Source organism: Indolivaga capnocytophagoides DSM 22835 (assembly GCF_000426485.1).
GTDB classification, from domain to species: Bacteria; Bacteroidota; Bacteroidia; order Bacteroidales; family Dysgonomonadaceae; genus Dysgonomonas_A; species Dysgonomonas_A capnocytophagoides.
In genome coordinates this window covers 321,336-343,672 of the sequence record NZ_AUFL01000004.1, presented here as the reverse complement: position 1 = coordinate 343,672, position 22,337 = coordinate 321,336, and the positions used below count along the sequence as shown (strand labels likewise).

Annotated in this window: 21 protein-coding genes; 6 read left to right on the top strand and 15 right to left on the bottom strand. The window is 36.5% G+C overall.

All coding sequences use genetic code 11. The features are described 5' to 3' along the window. Nucleotides 1–52: 52 nt before the first annotated feature. The 11 genes from K322_RS0101550 to K322_RS0101500 form a co-directional block, all read right to left on the bottom strand. Complete coding sequence (locus K322_RS0101550; RefSeq protein ID WP_026625278.1) at nt 53–922, bottom strand: AraC family transcriptional regulator; 870 nt, start codon at nt 920–922, stop codon at nt 53–55. A 41-nt stretch (nt 923–963) separates the two neighbouring features. Further along, nucleotides 964–1,560: an IMPACT family protein gene (locus K322_RS0101545; RefSeq protein ID WP_026625277.1), complete on the bottom strand. Its 597-nt coding sequence runs from the start codon at nt 1,558–1,560 to the stop codon at nt 964–966. Between the two features lie 3 nt (nt 1,561–1,563). Continuing rightward, on the bottom strand, nt 1,564–2,496 hold the full coding sequence (locus K322_RS18295; protein ID WP_035331020.1) for an RluA family pseudouridine synthase: 933 nt from the start codon (nt 2,494–2,496) through the stop codon (nt 1,564–1,566). Between the two features lie 135 nt (nt 2,497–2,631). Then, the gene (gene leuB, locus K322_RS0101535) at nt 2,632–3,699 is read right to left on the bottom strand and encodes a 3-isopropylmalate dehydrogenase (protein WP_026625276.1); all 1,068 of its coding nucleotides are present in this window, start codon (nt 3,697–3,699) and stop codon (nt 2,632–2,634) included. A 1-nt stretch (nt 3,700) separates the two neighbouring features. Then, on the bottom strand, nt 3,701–4,960 hold the full coding sequence (locus tag K322_RS0101530; RefSeq protein ID WP_051290548.1) for a protoporphyrinogen/coproporphyrinogen oxidase: 1,260 nt from the start codon (nt 4,958–4,960) through the stop codon (nt 3,701–3,703). Between the two features lie 22 nt (nt 4,961–4,982). Beyond that, nucleotides 4,983–6,032, bottom strand: coding sequence for a hypothetical protein (locus K322_RS0101525; RefSeq protein ID WP_026625274.1), 1,050 nt, complete (start codon nt 6,030–6,032; stop codon nt 4,983–4,985). 33 nt (nt 6,033–6,065) lie between these two features. Continuing rightward, nucleotides 6,066–7,577 (bottom strand): alpha-isopropylmalate synthase regulatory domain-containing protein, encoded by a 1,512-nt coding sequence (locus K322_RS0101520; RefSeq protein WP_026625273.1) that lies wholly within the window; start codon nt 7,575–7,577, stop codon nt 6,066–6,068. An 83-nt stretch (nt 7,578–7,660) separates the two neighbouring features. Beyond that, nucleotides 7,661–8,251, bottom strand: a complete 591-nt coding sequence (gene leuD / locus K322_RS0101515; protein WP_026625272.1) for a 3-isopropylmalate dehydratase small subunit — start codon at nt 8,249–8,251, stop codon at nt 7,661–7,663. A 129-nt stretch (nt 8,252–8,380) separates the two neighbouring features. Next, nucleotides 8,381–9,775, bottom strand: a complete 1,395-nt coding sequence (gene leuC / locus K322_RS0101510) for a 3-isopropylmalate dehydratase large subunit (RefSeq protein WP_026625271.1) — start codon at nt 9,773–9,775, stop codon at nt 8,381–8,383. Next, nucleotides 9,772–10,863, bottom strand: a complete 1,092-nt coding sequence (locus tag K322_RS0101505; RefSeq protein ID WP_026625270.1) for an acyltransferase family protein — start codon at nt 10,861–10,863, stop codon at nt 9,772–9,774. Before K322_RS0101505 ends, leuC begins: the two co-directional genes overlap by 4 nt. A gap of 101 nt (nt 10,864–10,964) precedes the next feature. Further along, nucleotides 10,965–12,455, bottom strand: coding sequence for a 2-isopropylmalate synthase (locus K322_RS0101500; RefSeq protein ID WP_026625269.1), 1,491 nt, complete (start codon nt 12,453–12,455; stop codon nt 10,965–10,967). A gap of 629 nt (nt 12,456–13,084) precedes the next feature. Between K322_RS0101500 and K322_RS0101485 the strand changes: the two genes are divergently transcribed. The 5 genes from K322_RS0101485 to K322_RS0101465 all read left to right on the top strand — a co-directional run bounded on the left by K322_RS0101485 (nt 13,085) and on the right by K322_RS0101465 (nt 16,519). Then, nucleotides 13,085–13,747 carry a YceI family protein gene (locus K322_RS0101485; RefSeq protein WP_026625267.1) on the top strand — a complete coding sequence of 221 codons (663 nt, stop codon included), beginning with the start codon at nt 13,085–13,087 and terminating at the stop codon, nt 13,745–13,747. A 4-nt stretch (nt 13,748–13,751) separates the two neighbouring features. Further along, nucleotides 13,752–14,237, top strand: a complete 486-nt coding sequence (locus K322_RS0101480; RefSeq protein ID WP_026625266.1) for a GAF domain-containing protein — start codon at nt 13,752–13,754, stop codon at nt 14,235–14,237. 119 nt (nt 14,238–14,356) lie between these two features. Continuing rightward, nucleotides 14,357–14,908: a hypothetical protein gene (locus K322_RS0101475; RefSeq protein WP_026625265.1), complete on the top strand. Its 552-nt coding sequence runs from the start codon at nt 14,357–14,359 to the stop codon at nt 14,906–14,908. A gap of 229 nt (nt 14,909–15,137) precedes the next feature. Further along, entirely contained in the window at nt 15,138–15,695 is a 558-nt protein-coding gene (locus tag K322_RS0101470; RefSeq protein WP_026625264.1) for a hypothetical protein, read from the top strand. Nucleotides 15,696–15,811: 116 nt separating this feature from the next. Next, nucleotides 15,812–16,519: an MIP family channel protein gene (locus K322_RS0101465; RefSeq protein WP_026625263.1), complete on the top strand. Its 708-nt coding sequence runs from the start codon at nt 15,812–15,814 to the stop codon at nt 16,517–16,519. A 66-nt stretch (nt 16,520–16,585) separates the two neighbouring features. On the opposite strand, the gene K322_RS0101460 is transcribed toward K322_RS0101465, so the two are convergent. The 3 genes from K322_RS0101460 to K322_RS0101450 all read right to left on the bottom strand — a co-directional run bounded on the left by K322_RS0101460 (nt 16,586) and on the right by K322_RS0101450 (nt 20,650). Further along, the gene (locus K322_RS0101460; protein WP_026625262.1) at nt 16,586–18,412 is read right to left on the bottom strand and encodes a peptidase U32 family protein; all 1,827 of its coding nucleotides are present in this window, start codon (nt 18,410–18,412) and stop codon (nt 16,586–16,588) included. A gap of 107 nt (nt 18,413–18,519) precedes the next feature. Then, complete coding sequence (locus tag K322_RS0101455; protein ID WP_026625261.1) at nt 18,520–19,719, bottom strand: MFS transporter; 1,200 nt, start codon at nt 19,717–19,719, stop codon at nt 18,520–18,522. A gap of 94 nt (nt 19,720–19,813) precedes the next feature. After that, entirely contained in the window at nt 19,814–20,650 is an 837-nt protein-coding gene (locus K322_RS0101450) for a carboxypeptidase-like regulatory domain-containing protein (protein ID WP_026625260.1), read from the bottom strand. A 192-nt stretch (nt 20,651–20,842) separates the two neighbouring features. Between K322_RS0101450 and K322_RS0101445 the strand changes: the two genes are divergently transcribed. Then, nucleotides 20,843–21,103, top strand: a complete 261-nt coding sequence (locus K322_RS0101445) for a hypothetical protein (protein ID WP_026625259.1) — start codon at nt 20,843–20,845, stop codon at nt 21,101–21,103. Between the two features lie 83 nt (nt 21,104–21,186). Here K322_RS0101445 and K322_RS18290 read toward each other — a convergent pair whose 3' ends face one another. After that, nucleotides 21,187–22,278, bottom strand: coding sequence for a mechanosensitive ion channel family protein (locus tag K322_RS18290; RefSeq protein WP_260200825.1), 1,092 nt, complete (start codon nt 22,276–22,278; stop codon nt 21,187–21,189). Nucleotides 22,279–22,337: the final 59 nt, after the last annotated feature.

Sequence of the window (22,337 nt, the reverse complement as noted above, 5' to 3'; positions counted from 1 at the left end):
AATAAGAGATTGGCTGCTTTATTATATAGTTCAATAAATTTCATTATTTAGTTCATGTCTTTTTTTCTGCTGATGGGGTATATCCATATCTTTTTTTATATATCATTGAGAAATGTGCTATATTTTCGAAACCACTCATATAACATACTTCAGCAACATTCAAAGAGGTAGAACGAAGGAGTGATTGCGCTTTTTCAAGTCTTTTATTACGAATGAACAATGATGGATATATATTATATATAGACATAAATTCACGTTTAAATGTAGATAAACTACGCCCTGAAAGTTTCGCTAATTCTGCTAATGTCAAGTGATCGGTATAGTGCTGTTCCAGTACTGAAATAAGATCACTTTTAATATTCTGCCTGAGTTGGAGGATATGTTGCAGTAAAGAAGGTTCTGTTAATAACAAGTTATATAATAATTCTATTATCTTGAGACGCACTAATTCTGAATCTATACCATTATTTGCATTAAAATACGGTCTCAGGGAATTCAGATATGGTAAAAGCGCTTCTTGTATTAATCGAACTTCTAATGTGTTAGTCGATATATTATTCAAATTCTTAATATCAGCAATTTTTATAAAATCAGAAATAAATTCATCTTTTAAAAAGAACAACATGCTGTTATATCGATTATCTTCGTTCGGATTGCCTGCTTTGGAGAATTTCCATACAGTATTGCAAGGAAGCAATATCATTTGATTTTTACTGATAGTAAATTGCTGGTCTCCATGGGTTAATATATTTACTCCATCTAACACAAAGATCATTAAGTGTTCTTCAAGATACATAAGCCCCTCACTTTTAACAGTCTGTTCAAAAGCTGCTATTGCTGTAATCCCCTTGATGTTCAGTAGCTTGTATTTAGACGAATCTTTAATAAAAACATGAGGTATTTTGGGGTACTTAATTGGCATAGGTTTGAAATCTAAGTGATAAAACAGAATGAGAAATGTTGTTATTCGGATATAATATGTAAAGTCTCGATTTTCTCTAATCTACTTTTTAACTGTTCAAATAACGCTTTTCTTATCCGTAATTCCATTATACAATCCATATCGTATTGTTGTTCAAGAATTACAGGTTCCAAATCCTTTACAACCTTCATAACATCATTCATGAAGGGGTACTCAAATTTGAAACGAATGTCGATATCCACTGTTTTTTCAATGATTTCGGAAGCTGTTATTGCCTCGGATGCTGCCTCGCGATAAGAAACGATAAGCCCGCTGGTTCCGAGTTTTATACCACCAAAATAACGCACAACGAGTATCAATATGTCTGTAAGCTCATTCGAATTGATTTGACCTAATATGGGTTTTCCTGCTGTACCAGAGGGTTCGCCATCGTCATTAGATCTGAACTCATTGCGTTCTGCACCAAGCATATATGCCCAACATATATGTCGGGCATCATAATATTCTTTTCTGTACTTTTCCAGTTCTGTTTTTACATCCTCGACACTTTTAACAGGAATCGCATAAGAGATAAATTTACTTTTCTTTTCTGTAAATAAACCTTGTGCAGTATCTTGTATTGTCTTAAATGTATCCATATATTATTCGCTGTCTTCCTTAGGTTTAGGCGGATTAATTGCATCTACCATGACCTGCATTTTTTTAGGCAGAGCCGATACAAAATACATTTTTTCTTTTGTTACCGGATGTCTGAATTCTAATTCGTTGGCATGTAATGCAATACGTCTGATAGGGCTTGTCTTGGATCCGTATTTTTTATCTCCGACAATAGGATGTCCTATAAATTGCAACTGAACCCGCAACTGATTTTTTCTTGATGTTTCTGCATTCAATTTCAAAACAGTGTATCTGCTATTCGCTTTTTCTACTTTGTAATGAGTTACAGCTTTGAGCCCTCCATTATCTTTTTCAGAAGCAAAAACTACGAAATTTTTATTTTCAGTCAACCATGAAGTAATAGTTCCCGATGTAACAGCTAAAGGGCTATCCACAACAGCAATATATGATCTTTTGGGCGGATGTAATATCCATTCTTTTTGCAGTTTTTCCTGCAAATCAGGATCTTTTGTGAATACCATTAATCCAGATGTCTCACGATCTAAACGGTATAATATATACGGCTTGTTTTCAGCATTCTTTACCTTCAGATAAGAACTTATAATATTGTAAGCAGTTTCTTTCATTTGTTCTTTACCTGTCGAAACTGAGAGTAATCCGGATTCTTTGTCTATTACTACAATATATTTATCTTCATATATGATAGTCAACCCTTTTAGCTTTTTCTCATCTAGTTTATGGTCGTGTTTGTGAATGCTAACCTTATCACCCGTTTTCAATTCATAATTATATTGGGTAACAGTCTGATTATTAACTTTGATTTGTTTGTGGGTTAATAACGATTTTACGGCATTCCGACTCTTACGAACCTTCGATTCAATCAAAAAATCGAGCAACTCGGACGGTTTGCTAACCTTCATTTCCTGTAAGGCTGTATTATGGGCTTTTTCCTTCATATATCAATTAGGGGCTATGACCTTGTATTATTGTTAGAATAAGTAACAAAGGTATGATTTTTTCTTCTTGTTTACTAATTGAAAAAAGGCAATATCCGAAAGAGAATATTGCCTTTTGTGATTGTCTTGGTAATTTTATTTCTTTACGAAATTAACGATCCAGTCTCCGACTTCGGATGTTGAATAAGCTTTTCCACCCGATGCTATATCTTCGGTAACGATACCTTCCTCTAGTGAAGCATTTACTGCATCTCTGATGAGTTTACCTTCTTCCATCAGATTGAATGCGTATTCGAACATCATTGCCGCTGAAAGAATAGTAGCTACAGGATTGGCTATATTTTTGCCTGCGGCCTGAGGATAAGATCCATGTATCGGTTCGAATACCGAAGTATGGATTCCGATCGAAGCTGATGGCAACATCCCTAATGAACCTGTAATAACAGATGATTCGTCGGTAAGTATATCTCCGAAAAGGTTTTCGGTAACCAGCACGTCAAAGCGTTTTGGCCATTGTATAATTTGCATAGCTGCATTATCTACAAACATATATTCGGTCTCTACATCAGGATATTGTTTTTCAATTTCCTGTGCAACTTCTCTCCATAGACGAGAAGTACAAAGAACATTAGCTTTATCTACAACCGTTAATTTCTTACGGCGTTGACGGGCGTATTTATATGACAAGTGTAGTATACGTTCTACTTCTTCACGGGTATATACACAAGTATCATAAGCCGTATTTCCATCTTCCGAACGTCCCTGAGGGCGTCCGAAGTACAGTCCGCCGGTCAATTCCCTGACGCACATAAAATCAGCACCTTCAACTAAATCGGCACGAAGCGGAGATTTATGTATCAAAGAGGGAAAAGTCGTGATAGGACGAAGGTTTGCGTATAATCCCAAGTCTTTGCGCATCTTCAAAAGACCTTGTTCGGGACGAACTTTAGCCGAAGGATTATTATCATATTTAGGGTCTCCGATAGCTCCGAATAGAACAGCGTCGGATTCCATACAAAGTTCGTGAGTTGATTCGGGGTAGGGGCTTCCCACCTGATCAATGGCACATGCTCCTACGATACCGTATTCGTAAGATAATTCGTGTCCGAATTTTTCGCAAATAGCTTCTGTTACGCGTAAAGCTTGTCCAATGATTTCGGGACCTATACCATCACCCGGGAGTACTGCAATGTTTAATTTCATTTTAATTATATTTATTTGTAATTATCTTAGATAAATCAATTGCTTTTTTGATGCAAATATCCATGTTATAATATTGCCATTCGCCAAATCTGCCTAAGGTGTATATGCCCTTTTCTTGCAGATACTCTTTTATTTTAGTGGTCGCTTCCGTATAATTTTCATCGAAAATGACATAAGCATATTCAGAAGTTGAATGAGCTAATGGTCTGATGAGAAAATCATCTGAAGATCCGGCTTTTGCCATTTCTTCTTTACTATGGCTGCCGATTACCTCAGATATTGAAATATTCCGGCGGGGTGTAAAATAAGATCCGATATGGATATACCTATGGAAAAGGTAATCTTTATCGGGAATGTATGTCCATGTTTTGTCCGTTTCCTGAGCTTCCCAAAGGATATTTGATACTCCGTTTTTTCTCAAAGCTCCAGCCATCTTCTGTACGTTTTCGGGAGCATCCGAGAATAGGCTGATGAGCTTATCTAATGGAGTTGTATTGATAAGCAGATCAAATGTATCTTTATTGTTTACAATCCATTTATTTGTGGACTGATTCAATTGAATAGAAGTTACCTTGTAATTATTTTTTACGTTTAGTCCATTTGCTAAAGCGTCCAGAAATGTATTTTGGTTGTTACTTTTAGGGTAATAGAATACCGCGTGAGACATTTTATCCTTTATATTGGATATTAACCCTTCGAAAAAAGAGTCTTTATCTGGAATCGGAAGCTTATCTTCTACCCATAGGTAACTCATGTTACGGGGTTCGTTATTCCATATTTTACGGTTATATGGTATAAAATATTCTTCGGCAAAACTATTTCCGAATTTCTTCTGGAACCACTCTTCCAGATTAGAGTATTTTCCGTCGTCTGTAGAATTGAGAAAATCCAAAGTTAACTTTTTAGCTAACTCTTTATCATGCTCATAAATCTGTTTTATAGAAAACTCAATAGGGTAGTCTACTTCATATCCATGAAACTTAATCTTCGATTTCCTTTCAATTTTATTCCATTGATCCAAAGGAAGTACTTCATCAAAAACAAAAGACAGTACATCTTGATGTTTGGAATTGAAACAATGTCCTCCAACGGTATGATATGCTATTCCGTTAACATTGGTGGTGCGGGCAATCCCTCCGCATACAGGCAAAGCCTCTAATACTTCTACGTCATATAGGTTATTCAGAAGACGGGCGACACTCAGTCCGCTGATACCTCCTCCTAGAACACCTATTTTTAGTTTTTTCTGATTCTCGTTCACTATTATTCTTTTTTTATCCTATCTATACGTTCTTAATTATATCAGAGAGTTCTTGTGCTCTGACTGAGGTATACGAGTTATTTAATATACCGGTATATGTCTCTCTGTCAAAGTTGTCTTTTTGCGAAATATATAAATCTATTTGTTTCTCAAAAGCCTCGTAACTATCTATACTTGGGGATACTTTTGGCAACCCATACAATTGGGTTTCAACTGTATCAGGATATCGAAGTATAATTTTGCATTGGGCTGACAGTGACTCCAAATATTTAGGAGTTACAGGGTTATAGCCTTTTGTTCGTTTTTCGCCTCCATCCTGTCCGGGAGTGGCATAGAATACAACACGAGCTTTTCTTAGTAGCTGCATATATTCGTCCCTACTGTTGAAGCTGCCTAATACACCATCTTTGTTTGATGTAAAAATCAACTGTCCCTCTTGAATTTCACTTCTCACAATATTAATATCCTTGTCTGTGTTTTTTTTAATAAACTCTTCGAGATATTGTTCGAGACAGCTATTTTGTCTTCCGGCTAATAAAATATCGTACTTTTTAGGGTAGGTACTATCCGAATTCATTTTGTACTTATCGGGTAAACTCAAACCCCAATAATGTATATTTAAAGGACAGTTTGCTGACTTCAGGTAATTGTAAGTTTCTATACTTGAAATAAGCACTAAAGGGCAGTCAGCGTACTTTTTATTGAACTCCGGTAAAAAATCCGCATCAATAAAAGCATCGACTATAACCGGCACTATCTTGCTCATCCTGCTTTTTTTTAGCTCAATGGGAGCGGAGACTATCAGATTGAAGTACAAGCTGACCGTTAGTTCCTTATTCTCCTTAGAAGACGGTAATATACGCCGCATTATTTTAATTAAAGGATATGAAATTCGCTTTGATAAGTTGTATCTAATCCTGTTGACCAGATTTGTTTCGAGTCTATCGGGATTATTAATAATCGGTATTTGTAATGTTCGGGACAGTTCATCTTCCCATTCGTAAATAAGTTGGTAACTTACCCACGTTTCAAAATTACGATCCGATATTATATTCTTTATCTTAAGTTTCATTCCTTTTCTTCTGATTTACAAAGATCTAAGACCTTACATATCTTCTATTATATTCAGCATTTTTTCGGTAGCTTTTACAGCTGCTTCGGTTTGGTCAGCATCAAGACCTCTTGTCTTAAAGGTCTTACCGTTGATTCGCCAGGTAATAACTGTCTGAACCAATGCATCGGTTCGTCCACCTGGAGGTATAATTACCGAATAGTTGATAAGATCGGGCTTCTGTTTATCTAGTTTAGTGTAGATCTTCCAGAGAGCCTTCGAAAAAGCATGGTATTGTCCGTCTCCGGCAGCTATTCCTTCATACTCATTACCGTCTATCTCAATCCTTACAGATGCTGATGGCCGTACTCCTTTCGATAAAAGAAACGCAAATGATATGATTTTGACTTTCTGTATTTTCTCTCCACCTTTCAATACATCAGATATGATATACGGAAGATCGTCTTGAGTTATAATCTCTTTTTTATCACCCAACTCGATAACTCTGTTCGTAACTAGTGTCATTTCTTTATCATCGAGTTCGATACCAAGTGCTTCTATATTCTTTCTTATATTCGATTTTCCTGATAACTTCCCTAGAGCATATTCTCGGACACGTCCAAATCTTTCGGGATATAATTCGTTGTAATACAGATTGTTTTTATTGTCTCCATCAGCATGTATTCCTGCGCATTGTGTAAATACATTTTCTCCGACAATCGGCTGATTTGCGGCAATATTAAGACCTGAATATGTCTCTACAACCCGACTGACCCTGTTCAACTTATCTTCTTTGATAGAAGTTTTTATATTCAGTTGATCGTGAACGACTGCTACAACACTTGATAAAGAGGCATTGCCTGCACGTTCTCCTAGTCCGTTCATGGTCACATGCACACCTTTGACTCCGACTTCAATAGCAACCATTACGTTTGCAACAGCCAGATCATAGTCGTTATGAGCATGAAAGTCGAAATGGAGATTGGGATAGCGTCTTACCATACGCCGACAGGCTCTCATGGTTGTATGAGGGTTTAATATACCAAGGGTATCGGGCAGCATAAAACGCTTGATAGGCATATCTTTCAGATTGTCGACCATGAAATATACATATTCCATAGAATTGAGGATACCGTTAGACCAGTCTTCTAGGTAGAGATTTACGTCTATTCCCATTTCTACAGCCAGATTGATTTCACGTTTAATATCTTCGAGATGTTCTTCCGGTGTTTTTTTTAATTGCTCAGTTACGTGTTTGTAAGATCCCTTTGATAATAAATTGATGGTTTTGCATCCTACATCTTTGATCCATCTTAAAGAAGCTCCATTATCAACAAAGCCCAATATCTCTATCTGATCAATATAACCTGCACCTCTTGCCCAATCGGCAATTTTCTTCACAGTATTAAACTCTCCGTTCGAAACTCTGGCTGATGCAATCTCTATACGGTTGACACCCAGATCGACCAGTAATAAGTGAGCTATACTCATTTTCTCCTGCGACGAGAATGATACGCCCGAAGTCTGTTCTCCGTCCCGCAGGGTTGTATCCATTATTTCTAACATACTAACATTGGATGTAGTTATAGATTGATTGTTCAGAAAAGCCAATACCTAAATTGAATCAGGTATTGGCATATTCAGCATTATTAGAATGTACGATCTGTTTCGTATTGCTCGATTGAATCTTTTTTTGATAACAGGTAATCTATATCATCAAGACCTTTCATCAAACACTCTTTTTTGTAAGGATTGATTTCGAATGATTCGCTCTTTCCGGTCGAATTATTGGTTATGGTTTGATTTTCCAGATCTATGGTCAATGTAGCCTTTGGATTCTTGCTCATAGAGCTGAAAATTTCAGCAAGAAATTCAGGTGAAATAATTACAGGTAAAACACCGTTATTTAAAGCATTATTTCTGAAAATATCGGCAAAAAAGCTCGATACAACAGCTTTAAAACCATAACCAGCAATAGCCCATGCAGCGTGTTCGCGACTCGATCCGCTACCGAAGTTCTTACCTGCAACCAGAATTTCTCCACTGTAAGTAGGGTTGTTCAGTACGAAATCTTTTTTTGGATTTCCGTCTTTTTCATATCGCCAGTCGGCAAAAAGATTATCTCCGAAACCCTCTTTAGTTGTAGCTTTAAGGAAACGTGCAGGTATAATTTGGTCTGTATCCACATTTTCGATTGGAAGTGGAACGTATGTTGATGTTAATTTTTGAAACTTTTCCATTTAGACAATTTTTTTAAGTAAATTAAGTGACAGAAAATATTTAATGACATTTCTTTTAACGATAACCTGCTGTTGCTGTTATGCTTGCAAAGTCAATAAATAGGTCTGAGACCTTAATGCAATCGGATATTACATAAAACTTCTGGGGTCAGTAATTTTTCCGGTAACAGCAGCAGCAGCAGCAACCAATGGTCCAGCCAAAATAGTACGGGCTCCCGGACCTTGTCGTCCTTCGAAATTACGGTTTGATGTCGATACTGCATATTTTCCGGCTGGTACTTTATCATCATTCATAGCCAAACATGCCGAACATCCGGGTTGACGTAATTCAAATCCGGCTTCGATAAGTATGTCATACAATCCTTCTTCCTTAATTTGTTGTTCTACCATCCAACTTCCAGGAACGAGCCATGCAATCACGTTTTCTGCTTTTTTCTTGCCTTTGATGAAGTTGGTAAATGCTCGGAAGTCTTCAATACGGCCATTAGTACAACTGCCTAAAAAGACATAGTCTATTTGTTTACCTTCAAGTTTTTCTCCCGGTTTGAACCCCATATAATCCATTGATTTCTGGAAAGAAATACGTCCGGCTTCATCTATTTCGTCCAATGTAGGGATAGTTCCGTTTATAGCCATACCCATTCCCGGATTAGTTCCGTATGTAATCATGGGTTGTATGTCGGCAGCTTCAAATACCAGTTCCTTATCGAATTTGGCTCCTTCATCTGTTTTAAGCGTTTCCCAATATGTCAAAGCTTTGTCGTATTCTTCTCCTTTAGGTGCAAATTCACGACCTTTTACATAATTGAATGTCTTTTCATCAGGAGCAATAAGCCCTCCGCGAGCACCCATCTCTATACTCAGGTTACATAGAGTCATACGTTCCTCCATCGACATGTTGCGGATTACCTCACCTGCATATTCAACGAAATATCCGGTGGCTCCTCCTGTTGTCAACTTAGATATCATATATAGCGCAACATCTTTAGCTGTTACACCTTTATCCAATTTTCCGTTGAAGGTTATCCTCATTGTTTTAGGTCTCGACTGCAAGATACATTGTGTAGCCAATACCATTTCGACTTCGGATGTACCTATTCCGAATGCAATAGAACCGAAAGCTCCATGAGTAGAAGTGTGGCTATCTCCACATACGATAGTCATACCGGGTTGAGTATATCCGTTTTCAGGTCCGATGATATGTACTACTCCGTTTTTTCTGTGACCAAGAGCATACAATGTCAATCCGAATTCCTGAGCATTTTTAGAAAGGGTATCCAATTGATTTTTGGAAATAGGATCTTTTACCGGCTGATCTTGATTGATTGTCGGTGTATTATGGTCTGCTGTAAGAGTCGTTCTTTCGGGGCGAAGAACCTTGAGTCCTCTGGAACGTAATCCGTTAAAAGCCTGCGGGCTTGTTACCTCATGGCAAAAGTGCCTGTCGATGTACAATTGTGTAGGTCCATCAACTACGGTAGATACAGTGTGTGCATCCCAGATTTTATCAAACAATGTTTTCATACAGTAATTTTATTTTGTTGATCTAATTTTTTTATGATTTTCTTACCCAGGTTTTGTCCCGGTATTTCTATAAGTTTATATGTAATATTGGCAATAAGGAATGTAATCAGAGCTACAGCCAGATACAGCATGCAAAAGTTGAGCAAAGAACTTGTCAGATTCGTGATCGGAATGATTTGTACAAATCCTAAACTTTCGAGTATTTGTATTACAAAGAAATGAATAATATACATACTGAAACTGACTTTTCCTATCTGAGCTAGAATCTTATTCGAGAATATTTTCAGAGAATATTTACTTTGTACAACGAGAAGCACAGTAAAAGCAATAATCCAGGGGAAATAATAAGGATAGTCTATATGAGCAAACATAATGATTATCGCAGCTGCAAATAAGATGGTGACCGGATTTATTCTGTAATCTTTTTTTTGAATAATATGGTAAGCAAATATTCCAAGGAAAAAGATCGGTATCTGATACAGAAAATTTATTTCCATAAATTCAAATTTCGACAACAGCGGATCATCTTTATATATATAATGGAATAGAGCCGCAATGGTGATCATGATACAAAAGAATAGTAAACTCCGGTTGGTATTCTTTACCCATATGGTTAAAATCGGAAATAGAATATAAAACATGAATTCGACAGAAACAGACCATCCTCCCGGTACGATTATTCCAATTATATGGGGAGATAGTGTATTTATGAATAAGAAATTGCTCACAAACCAGAATGATTTAGTTCCTTCTATGAAATCAGCCACATTGAAATTATATCTATATAAATAGATGCAAATAATGGCTAAGTAATAAATAGGTGCTATACGGAAAAACCGTCTGATAAAGAAATTTCTAGAGGCATATTTCTCATCACTTCTTCGGTCGTGCGACATTGCCAAAGTATATGCACTGACAATAAAGAAGAGGGATACACCGCAACGGAAATCATATATATATTCTGTTAATAGCGGAGGGAAAAATTCCGATGTATTACCCTTAAAATAGGTAAGGATATGTACTCCCACTACTAATAATATAGCAATTCCTCTTAAACTATCTATATATTCAATTTTTTTAGGCTCCACAGATGCTTCTGGTTAAATAACAGAGAGTTACTTATTGTATATTATAACTGTATCTCTCCGTTTTTATTGTGCTATCCAAAGTTCTCCAAAAGTTTTGGACATTATTTGACAAACTTATTTATTGCATTGATAAATGCTTCGGCCGACGCGGCTACGATGTCTGTATTTGCTGCGAATCCATAATATATCTGCCCGTCATGTTCTACTTGCATATGTACTTTCCCTACATCATCGCTACCTTTATTGATAGCTTGTATCAGGAATTCTTGTATCACTGTATGACGACGGACTATTTGTTTAATAGCTGATATGGCTGCATCTACAGGACCATTGCCGGATGCCGATGCTTCAAATTTTTCGCCGGCTATATCTATCCCGACATTTGCAACACATTTTACTCCGATTCCGGCTATTACTTGCAGGTAATCTAATTTGATGCGGTGCATTTTTCCCGTTTCTTTGCCTGCTAAGATAAGAATATCTTCGTCAGTAATATCTTTTTTTCTATCGGCAAGTTCTAAAAAACGTTGATAAATTTCGGCTAACTCATCATCTGAAATCTGGATACCAAGTATTCCCAATCTGTTTTTTAAAGCAGCACGCCCGCTTCTGGCTGTAAGTACGATGGCATTGTCATCAATACCAACTTCTTTAGGATCTATGATTTCGTAGGTAGCCATATTCTTTAATACACCATCCTGATGTATCCCTGATGAATGGGCAAAAGCATTACGGCCTACTATTGCTTTATTGGGCTGAACAGGCATGTTCATAAGACTCGAAATCATCCGGCTTATCGGGTATATCTTTTGTGTATTGATATTTGTTTCTATATTTAGTTCTTTATGACTCTTTATAGCCATAACAACTTCTTCCAGAGATGTATTTCCGGCACGTTCACCGATACCGTTGATTGTAACTTCTACTTGACGGGCTCCATTCATGACTCCCATTATGGAGTTGGCCGTAGCCATACCCAAATCTTGATGACAATGTGTAGATAATATTGCATTTTTCATATCCACATGATCTATCAGATATTTTATTTTTGCTCCGTATTCGGTAGGCAGACAATATCCGGTTGTGTCAGGTATATTTACTACAGTAGCACCGGCATTGATTACAGCCTGTACTACTCTGGCTAGGTAGGCATTGTCTGTACGTCCGGCGTCTTCGGCATAAAATTCAATATCTTCAACGAAACGTTTTGCATATTTTACTGCTGCTGCTGCCCGCTCAATAATCTCGTCCTGAGTCGAGTTGAACTTATATTTTATATGGTATTCGGATGTTCCGATTCCGGTGTGTATTCTTTTGTTTTTTGCGTATTTCAGGGCTTCAGCTGCAACTTCTATGTCTTTTTCTACGGCTCTGGTTAATGCGCATATCGTAGGCCATGTTACTGCTTTTGATATTTCGACAACAGACTTAAAGTCTCCCGGACTAGAGACAGGAAAACCGGCTTCAATAACATCTACACCGAGTATTTCGAGTGATTTGGCTACCTCAATTTTTTCAATTGTGTTTAACTGGCAGCCTGGTACCTGCTCTCCATCTCTTAATGTCGTGTCAAAAATAAATAACTTGTCCATAACAAATCAATATTAAAAAATTTAATAGTTAATCCTAAAAAATAACCGAGTGTACTTTATTAAAAAAATCAGAGCCTTTCTCTTTTGTGAGAAAGGCTCTGGTATATATTATTATCATTTTTAATTACTACACAGCATTACTCACTCTAAGATTGTTCCCAGAGCAGAATAAGAGAAATGCTAATATTGTTAATAAATGACTTCATTGAATCCTATTTAAATGTTGACAACAAAAGTATAATATATTTCTTGTAATCCAAATAAAATGTTAGAAAAAATAACAAACCCTTACTTTTAGCTTTTGTTGAATCTTTTCTGTTGGTTATTTGTACCGGATTTTTTTTGTTTACTATAAATATAATGATTGGATATATCTTTATATATATCCATATTAATGTATTTGTTTTTGTAAGATAGCATCATAATATGCTATGGTTTATCGGTTATTTTAATATTATTGTATATTATAAAGCTAATATTGGATATATTGATTCAATACGGTATTGCAAACGAAAAATATCAAAGCAGCTTATTACTGTTCTGCTTTTTAATGTTATTTTTGTGGCATTATATAGTTTGGGGATTTTTTTACTCTCTCAGAAAATAAAGAGAAAATAAGCATACAATATATGGTAAAGATTAAAATGAACAATGTAACGTGGATATTGATTTTAGGATTGCTTTTTAGTTATTCATGTAAAGAAAAAAAAGAAAAGACTATGGCAGTGGCGACCGAAGATAATGGCATACCATTGACCGTGGATACAGATGCTTCAATTATTTATTGGACAGGATTCGGACCAAAGACAATGCATCACGGAACATTGAAACTGAAAGAAGGTATCTTGTATATTGCAGGTGACAAAATAAAATTAGGAGGCTTTACTATAAATATGAATACGATAAAGTGTACAAGCATAACTAATGAAAAAGATCGGCTAAAACTCGAAAGACATTTGAATAGGAGTGACTTTTTTGATATTATCAGGTTTCCGGATGCACAATTCACTTTAACTCAGTGTGAAGTAGTTGCAAATAATGATAGTGTTACTCACCATATTGGAGGTCATCTGGAATTGAAAGGTTTGGACAAAGGGTTGTCTTTTGATGCGAAGATCACTAAAGACGGGGATGTTTATAAGGCAGTCTCTCGTCCGTTTAAAATAGATCGTACTCAATGGGGGATTAATTACGGTTCGAATACGATATATGATGAAATGCAATCTAGCATAGTTAATGACAGTATCGAAATAAAAGTTGAGATTATAGCACGGGTAAAAAATCCAAAATAAAATTATGACTGAAAAATTAAATCTTCTCCAAGATGTATCGAGAGAAGAGCAATATAAGAGTTTACTTCCTCAAATTGAGGGCTTACTATCGGGTGAAACTGATATGATAGCAAATATGGCTAATGTTTCGGCAGTATTAAAAGAAGCCTTTCATTTTTTATGGGTTGGCTTTTACATTATAAAGAATAATCAATTAGTATTAGGTCCTTTTCAGGGAAAAATAGCATGTACCCGTATAGCATACGGCAAAGGTGTTTGCGGTACAGCATGGAAAGAAGATAAAATTCAAATAGTGGAAGATGTCAATACTTTTCCGGGGCATATTGCCTGCGATGCCGAATCGTTGTCAGAGATAGTTCTTCCTATTAGAATAAACGACTCAATCATGGGCGTTTTGGATATAGATAGTGAATATATAGGGTGCTTTTCTGAAATAGATGCTACTTATTTAGAGCAAATTGTGTTATTACTGTCTCGGTCGTTTGTTTAGTTAATTTTTAACAAACGAAACAATTCTTATATGTATAGGTTATAAGGTTAACTTTCTTTACATATATAATAAGGTTGTCTTTAGTTAGTTTTGTTGTCATATCACTGACACTATTGATTATGACCTTTACAAAACAGATAACCTGTAATATATGCTTGATTCTCTTATTCTCTGGATCAGTATATGCACAATCATCGATAGAAGACGAACGCAAAAAATCACTTCTCAATCAGGTAAAGCCACCACTGCAGATCATAGACCCTAATATGAGAAATTACAAAGAACAATTTAGAGAGGGGGCGGTTGTAAAAGTTGTAAATAAGGATAATATCCATAAAAAAATAGGTCAGTACCGGAACGGGGGAGCTCAGTTTGAAGATAAACTTACAACTAAGGGGCTAGGGGGATCGATGGCTAACATGGATCTGTTCAAGATGGAAAACGGATCGACATATAAGGTCGTTATCTCTAATGGTAAATCTTATTTTATAAAAAAATCCGCAACTGATTTTATTCAAGATAACTTATCGCAGAAAAATCGGTTACAGGGTATTAAAGCCGAAGTGACTGCAGGAGGTCTAAATCTTTCAGGATTCAAAGAGAAAAAGCCGATATCGACTAAATCAAAAAATGTACTGAAACATGTTTTAGGTATGGATATTGATAATTAATTTTTTTAAGTATTAGAAACTCGAAAGCAATAGTTACCTGTAAATATTACGTTTGCAAAATCAATAAAAGAACAGAGACCTTAAAGTTTCATAATGTAATGTTTGTTAACTTTTTTGTATAAAAAGCAACATACTTATTTTATAGATTTGCTCTATAAATTTACATTAAGGCCTCAGACCATTTTATGGTTTTACCTGTTATATTTTTCGGTTATTTAATACAAAAAAAATGAACTTTAGTCAGAGATGCGTTACTAGTTTTCTTTTCCTTTCAATCGGGATTACCTTACAAGCTCAAAGTTCATTATCAGGGTCAATAAGGGATGAAATTAAAAAGGATTTGTTAAAACAGGTCAAGCCAACCTCTCTTCCCCCATCGTCATTTCGACAACAGTCTACACTCGGAAAAGCTATACAAGACGATGATTTATCGGAGTTTGCAAAGAAATATCAGAAAAAGACAGGAGGAGCCGAATTCGAAGATAAATATCAATTAGGTGAAGGATTAAAGAATTTAAGATCTAATATTCCGTTAAATAAATTGCCGGACGGGCACGTTACTCCTGTGTTTAACAATGGTAGATGGGAATTTATGAATACAGCAAACCGAGTTGATGGGCTCGTTACTCCTTCCGGTTTGAATCTATCAGGAGGAGGAGCAAAGAAATTATCCGAAAAATCAAAGAATATACTTATCAATGTATTTGGTATTGAAGTTGATGAGAGCCCCATTATTATAACAAAAGAATTAATTGAGAAAGTAAGTATCCGTCCTCCAAAGAAATAATTTTATTATACCCTGTTACGATAGTATTATCTGTATTTTAACATAAAAGAAATTCTATTATGCTAAAATATGTCTGATTTTATTATATTTGCATTGTATAATTTAACACATTTCTCATGAAAAAGTATTTAGCGGAATTAGTCGGAACTATGGTGTTAGTTCTTATGGGATGCGGTAGTGCAATCTTTAATTTTGGAGTAGGCTCTACAGCTCAGGTTCTTACTGTTGCTTTCGGGTTTGGGCTATCTGTTGTAGCAATGGCCTATACTATAGGTAAAGTTTCGGGATGCCATATCAATCCGGCGATAACTTTAGGGGTTTTCTTATCCAAAAGAATGTCGGCAAAAGATGCCGCAATGTATATGTTATTTCAAGTATTAGGTGCTGTAATAGGCTCTGCTATTCTGTTTGCAATCGTATCATCTATTGATACAGGCAGTGCCTCTTATATTGCTCAGAGTGGTAGTTTTGCAACTACTACAGGAGCAAATGGGCTTCAACCCGGAGTAAGTTTTACCGGTGGCTTGATTGCCGAAATCGTATTTACGTTTGTGTTTGTATTAGTTGTATTAGGCACAACATCGAAAGGCGGAGCCGGGAATTTTGCCGGTTTAGCTATCGGTTTATCTCTTTTACTGGTACACATTGTGTGTATTCCTTTAACTGGTACATCTGTTAATCCTGCTCGTAGTATTGGACCTGCTCTTTTTCAGGGAGGTGAAGCTCTTAGCCAATTATGGATATTTATTGTAGGGCCGTTTGTCGGTGCTATATTAGCATCATTGGTTTGGAAAATAGTTGATACAGAAGCTCAAGAAGCATAAGCCTTTTAATATAAGGTAAAAGTCCGTTATCTGAATTCAGATAACGGACTTTTTTTATTCTTTCTCTCAGTCGTTATAAACTTTCATTTCACATTTTCGACAATCAAATTCTAGTCTGAGACGGGTATCGTTATGTACTATATAAAGAGGTTCTTTGTATTGCATAGTTACTTTACTGTCTTTCGGACACCATCCCATAGATTGCTTGATACAATGCCGGGTAAACATGAGGGGGACATTGTCTATTGATTTTTTTTCGAATGCCATCTGGCTGATGTTAGCCTGATGCAGCTCATAAAATCTGCGTCCTCTCTCATTCATCACATTTCCAAGATATGTAATATCTTTAACAGGGAATGGGTGATTAGTCGGCTCATGGACAACTACTTCTATGATATGAGAAGATATTCTGTTTATCAGAAGATTACTCAATAATACACGTCTCCATTCGGATAAGAGAGAAGACGGAATAAACCAGTTTTGAGATGTATTTATCTTTACCTCCGAAACTTCAAAAATCGTATTGCCCGCCTTGCTCAGGTTATTGCTTATATTGGTGCTCTGATCTTTTTGAGCGACTTCTTTAGTTATGTTTATATCGTGTTGAGCTGTTATTCCGGTTTCGTCTTCGGCATAAACGATAAATCCGTCATTTATTTCTGATAGAGTGATGGAGACATTAATTTTACGTTCAGCTGATTTTTTGTTTACTACTTTATCGAATTCATGATCATAGTTTCGATAAACAAAAGTTCCTTTGCGTATCTGTACGTGATTTTCAGCAGGAAAGATCTTTTCGCCATCAATTCTGTTCACTCTGATTCCGAAAAGCTCTTTGTTGTTGTTTCCCATAAAACAGAGCCCGTCTCCGTTATTCAGCTTTTTTGTGCCCGATAAAGTAAAGAAGCGGTCGAAAACATCTTTCACTTTACCGATGGGTTCTCCTACTGATTTGGGAGTATCCAATGACCACATATCGGGAGTACGTCCATTGAAGAAGTACTGAGTGTAGCTTCTGTTGAAACTTTTATCTAAGTCTGGTTTGAATGTATATGTACTTTTTCCTGCTGACGCACGAATATACTCTTGTCGGCGAGATAATATGCGGTCTAACTTTTGACGATAATAAGCAACTACATTTTTTACGTATTGTATATCTTTAAGCCTTCCCTCTATTTTCAAAGAGCTGACTCCTGCATCCATTATTTCTTCAAGCTGCTCAGATAAGTTCAAATCTTTCATCGAAAGCAAATGTTTCTTTTGAAGGATTTCTTCATCATCCGAATCAACCAAAGTATAGGGCAAACGGCAAAATTGTGCACAGGCTCCACGATTAGCACTTCTTTTGCTGATGGCTTCACTCAGATAACACTGTCCGCTGTAACAAACACATAATGCACCATGGACAAAGGCTTCTAGCGATACCGAAACGTTGTCTGCTATACGCTTTATTTCGTCTATTGTAAGCTCACGGGCTAAGACAACCTGCGAAAATCCGGCATTAGCCATAAATTGGACTTTTTCGACAGTACGGTTATCTGTTTGTGTGCTGGCATGGAGTGGGATAGGAGGAAGATCGAGCACCAGAATACCCATATCCTGAATGATGATTGCATCAACCCCGGCTTTATATAAGCTCCATATCAGGCTTTCGGCTTCGGTGAGTTCAGTATCGTTCAGTATCGTGTTTAAAGCAACATATACTCTTGCGTCAAACTGATGAGCATATTGAGCTAAGGCATGTATATCTTCGAGAGAATTACCTACTGCAGAACGGGCTCCGAATTTAGGAGCTCCGATATATAAAGCATCTGCTCCGTGATTAATAGCTTCTATTCCGCATTCGAGATTTTTAGCCGGAGCAAGCAGTTCTATTTTTCGTACTTTGATCAATTTATTGTTTTCTAGAATTATACCTTTGACGGTAATAGATAGTTATCGTATTATTTTATAGCATGAATCACGATGCTAAGATAGCAAGAAGAAAAGAAAAACGATCTTTATTTCTCTCTTTTAATATTAGGTAAAAGACCTGCCACAAGCCCCAGCAGTGGCATAAATGCCGCTATATGATAAATATACTCAATGCCGTGGAGGTCTGCTAACTTACCAAAAATGGCGGATGCAATACCTGCTATACCGAATGCCAGTCCGAAGAAGAGACCTCCGATAAGACCTTCCTTACCTGGTAATAATTCCTGAGCATATACCAGTATTGCCGAAAAAGCCGAAGATAGTACAAGACCGATAATCACACTCAGTATACATGTTCCGGTAAGCCCTGCATAAGGCATATATAAGGCAAAAGGGGCTGCGCCGAGTATAGAGAACCAAATCACATACTTTCGCCCGAACCGGTCTCCGATAGGACCTCCGAAAAATGTACCAAGAGCGACTGCAAATAAAAAAATAAATAAATAAATCTGTGACTGCCCGATTGATACTCCGAATTTTTCGATCAGATAGAATGTATAATAACTAGTTAAACTTGACATATAAACGTATTTCGAGAAAATAAGAATCAACAAGATAAGGAGCGTTGATATTATCTTCCGTTTCGATGCAATAGGTTTATTTACTTTCGGCTCTATATAATCTTGCGATGTGCGAGTTTCTTTTACCCGAAGTAAAACACCCTTATACCAACGGCTTATATATAACATAAACAGAATACATACAAGTGCAATAATTGCAAACCAGCCTATATTCTGGCGACCGTATGGAGCTATGAATATAGCTGCGAACAATGGGCCGATAGAGCCTCCAAAGTTGCCTCCGACCTGAAAGATCGATTGTGCCAGACCGTGCTTTCCTCCTGATGCAATATGAGCGAGTCTACTCGCTTCGGGATGAAAAACCGATGATCCGATCCCTGCCAGAAACACAGCTAAAAGAACGTGCATAAAATCCGAAGCAAAGGCTAAAGACAGAATGCCGCACATAGTGAACATCATACCGATAGGCAATGAGTAAGGTTGCGGCTTGCGGTCGGTATATGCCCCGATAATGGGCTGAAATATCGACGAAGACATTTGGTAAACCAAGGTAATGATGCCTATTTGACTAAAATTCAGAACTAAGGACTCCTTCAATAACGGATAAACAGCCTGCACCATATTTTGCAGGGTGTCATTAAACATATGAGTTATACTGAGGAGTATGAGTATGGAAAACGTTGTACTTTGTTGTTTTTTCATCATGTAAATTAAGGTTCGAGACCTTTTTTATTTGCAGTTAAGCCAGAAAATGAATGCAAAGGTAGGAGATATATTCTGATTAAGCAATCTGCCCGAACTAATTTTCGACTAATGCCTCCACTCTGAATGATAGTTTCATCGGTGTTTTTGACCAGCCCCCCTGAGACGATGTTCTGTAATAACAGACCGATCCTTTAAATGAACTGCCGGCAAACAAAAGCTGCCCCTTTCCGATATTGGCTATATGTTGCAAGGTTACCAGTGTATTTCCTTCTACATGAACATAATAAGGTGTCAGGTCAATAGATAATTCCTTTTCGTGTCCATTCATTTCCTGCTTCAGATAGATAGGCTTGCTCAGTATGTTTTCGAACTTATTTTTTCCGGTTTCTTTGTACACATTCACTCTATAGTAAATACTTTCGTAAGCACAATCCGTCACGTTCATTATTAATTTTTCGAGAATAGCCCGTTTATCGATATTTAGTAGTACACCGCATTCGAATCCTTTTATATTTTGAATAAATCCTCCCTGATATTTATCGCCTGAGAAATTATTACCCAAAGTCTTTTCCTTAAACCTTTTATGATCGACTATTATTGTTTCTATATAATTGTCTTTGGGCTGTAAATATATATCCTTGTCTATTTTGTCTCTGAATTCCGAAACCTTAAAGTCGATATGCTGATACCCCACATGCGAAAAACGCAAGGTATCCGCCGCATCACAGTTAGTAATATCTATTGAATATCGGCCATCAATATCGGATATTGTCCCTGTTTCGTGATTGAGTATTCCTATTTCGACAAATTCGACTTCGTTTTTAGAATCCTTGTCAATTACTTTACCTGTGTATATCTGTCCGAAACATACCGAAAGGTTCAATAAAAAAGAAAATAAGGTCAGAGACCTTTTTATTGACTTACCAAGCATAAAGTTATCCTTCTGAAATATGTCTTTTGTATAAGATTATGCATAAAAAATCAAGCAGAATCTTATACAAAGATACTTAATAAAAAAAAGACTTCAACTATCAGATTTATTTTATGTTAAAAAGATTTTTCGGAGAACTATATCCCTTTATTGTCTGTTATAATAACAAGACCACTTAAAAACGATATTACCATGGGAGCTGTAGTAAACTTGAAGGTTGGGGACACTATATATAGTGTAGATCCTCAAAGGCTGGTCATTCAGAGGATCAGTATAGAACGAATTGAAGATGGTTATGGCAGTGTTGCTGCCAGCGAAACAAGTGCTTACGGAAAGGTGAAGAAAATAATAAAGATCGCCTTAAGTAAATTTCCGGTCGAATATAATCGTATAATTTACTTTAAAACAGAAGATGATGCTGAAGCATTTGTCAAGGCACAAATTGGTATCTGATATACATCGTGCTTTTTATTATAGGGTGATATTGAAGTTGCTTATAAACTCAGAGAGTCGGTTATAAGCAACTTCAATTTTTTTTATCCCCGATCTGGTTTATTATCTTCAACCATACGGTATTTCACAAAGCTATCGGGATAGTTGTTATTTATATAATCTATCAGTTTTTCGCGTATTTCCACTCTTAAGTCCCAATTCTTAGAAGAATCTATGCTACTGAGTAAAACTCTCAGTTCTTTATTCCGTTCATTTGTGTTGGTGACCTGTATATTAGCAACCCGCTTATCCCATAACGGATTATCTTCAACCAATGAGTTGAGATAAGAGCGCAGCGAATCGACCGGAAGTTTATAATCGACATACAGAAATACTGTTCCCAAAATATTCGAAGCATTACGAGTCCAATTCTGAAAGGGTTGATCCAGAAAATAATTTACAGGAAGTATAAGCCTGCGTTCGTCCCATATTTTCACAACAACATATGTCAGCGTAATTTCTTCGATCCGTCCCCATTCTCCTTCTACAATAACAACATCATCCAGCCTGATTGGTTGTGTGATAGCAATCTGTATTCCTGCCAGAATGGTGGCAATACTTTTCTGTGCGGCAAATCCTATAATTATACCGGCGATTCCGGCTGATGTTAATAAACTGATTCCGATAGAACGTACTTTATCAAAAGTCATAAGGCAAATAGCAACTACAATGACCGTGATAAGGGCAACTATAATCCCTTCGAAAATCTTCATTTTGGTGAGATTTTTCCGGGCATTCAGATTGTCGGATACCGTCATATCCTGCTTTTTCTGAAAATAATAGAAGGCTATTCTTACACTTTTAATCAATATCCATCCTATAGTAGCTATTAATAAGATGTTATTTATCTGTGCAAGGTTTCCCGCAAAGGGTAGATCTGCCAGAAAAGAATATGCACTGAATATCTTCAGAACAATCCAGAACGCAAGCCACAGCAGCGGCACTTTCAGCAACTCGATAACAAAATCGTCTAACTGGTTATCACTTTTAGCAGCTTTCTTTTTCAAATGATTGATGGTAAACCTGTATATGATAAAAACAGCTGTCAGCGAAAAAATGAATAATATACTTGTAAATAATACACGGTATGTATCGTTGTTCCATAAATCGTTTATCTGCAATATAAGCATAGGCATGTAAATTGTTTAGGATTAATATTATATTGATTCTTTTAGAGAAGGGCAGTTGTTTCTCT

Excerpts from the sequence above, each read along its gene's own strand:
- K322_RS0101550 (WP_026625278.1), bottom strand. The coding sequence starts at position 922 with ATGCCAATTAAGTACCCCAAAATACCTCATGTTTTTATTAAAGATTCG.
- K322_RS0101545 (WP_026625277.1), bottom strand. The coding sequence starts at position 1,560 with ATGGATACATTTAAGACAATACAAGATACTGCACAAGGTTTATTTACA.
- K322_RS18295 (WP_035331020.1), bottom strand. The coding sequence starts at position 2,496 with ATGAAGGAAAAAGCCCATAATACAGCCTTACAGGAAATGAAGGTTAGC.
- leuB (WP_026625276.1), bottom strand. The coding sequence starts at position 3,699 with ATGAAATTAAACATTGCAGTACTCCCGGGTGATGGTATAGGTCCCGAA.
- K322_RS0101525 (WP_026625274.1), bottom strand. The coding sequence starts at position 6,032 with ATGAAACTTAAGATAAAGAATATAATATCGGATCGTAATTTTGAAACG.
- K322_RS0101520 (WP_026625273.1), bottom strand. The coding sequence starts at position 7,577 with ATGTTAGAAATAATGGATACAACCCTGCGGGACGGAGAACAGACTTCG.
- leuD (WP_026625272.1), bottom strand. The coding sequence starts at position 8,251 with ATGGAAAAGTTTCAAAAATTAACATCAACATACGTTCCACTTCCAATC.
- leuC (WP_026625271.1), bottom strand. The coding sequence starts at position 9,775 with ATGAAAACATTGTTTGATAAAATCTGGGATGCACACACTGTATCTACC.
- K322_RS0101500 (WP_026625269.1), bottom strand. The coding sequence starts at position 12,455 with ATGGACAAGTTATTTATTTTTGACACGACATTAAGAGATGGAGAGCAG.
- K322_RS0101485 (WP_026625267.1), top strand. The coding sequence starts at position 13,085 with ATGGTAAAGATTAAAATGAACAATGTAACGTGGATATTGATTTTAGGA.
- K322_RS0101480 (WP_026625266.1), top strand. The coding sequence starts at position 13,752 with ATGACTGAAAAATTAAATCTTCTCCAAGATGTATCGAGAGAAGAGCAA.
- K322_RS0101475 (WP_026625265.1), top strand. The coding sequence starts at position 14,357 with ATGACCTTTACAAAACAGATAACCTGTAATATATGCTTGATTCTCTTA.
- K322_RS0101470 (WP_026625264.1), top strand. The coding sequence starts at position 15,138 with ATGAACTTTAGTCAGAGATGCGTTACTAGTTTTCTTTTCCTTTCAATC.
- K322_RS0101465 (WP_026625263.1), top strand. The coding sequence starts at position 15,812 with ATGAAAAAGTATTTAGCGGAATTAGTCGGAACTATGGTGTTAGTTCTT.
- K322_RS0101455 (WP_026625261.1), bottom strand. The coding sequence starts at position 19,719 with ATGATGAAAAAACAACAAAGTACAACGTTTTCCATACTCATACTCCTC.
- K322_RS0101450 (WP_026625260.1), bottom strand. The coding sequence starts at position 20,650 with ATGCTTGGTAAGTCAATAAAAAGGTCTCTGACCTTATTTTCTTTTTTA.
- K322_RS0101445 (WP_026625259.1), top strand. The coding sequence starts at position 20,843 with ATGGGAGCTGTAGTAAACTTGAAGGTTGGGGACACTATATATAGTGTA.
- K322_RS18290 (WP_260200825.1), bottom strand. The coding sequence starts at position 22,278 with ATGCCTATGCTTATATTGCAGATAAACGATTTATGGAACAACGATACA.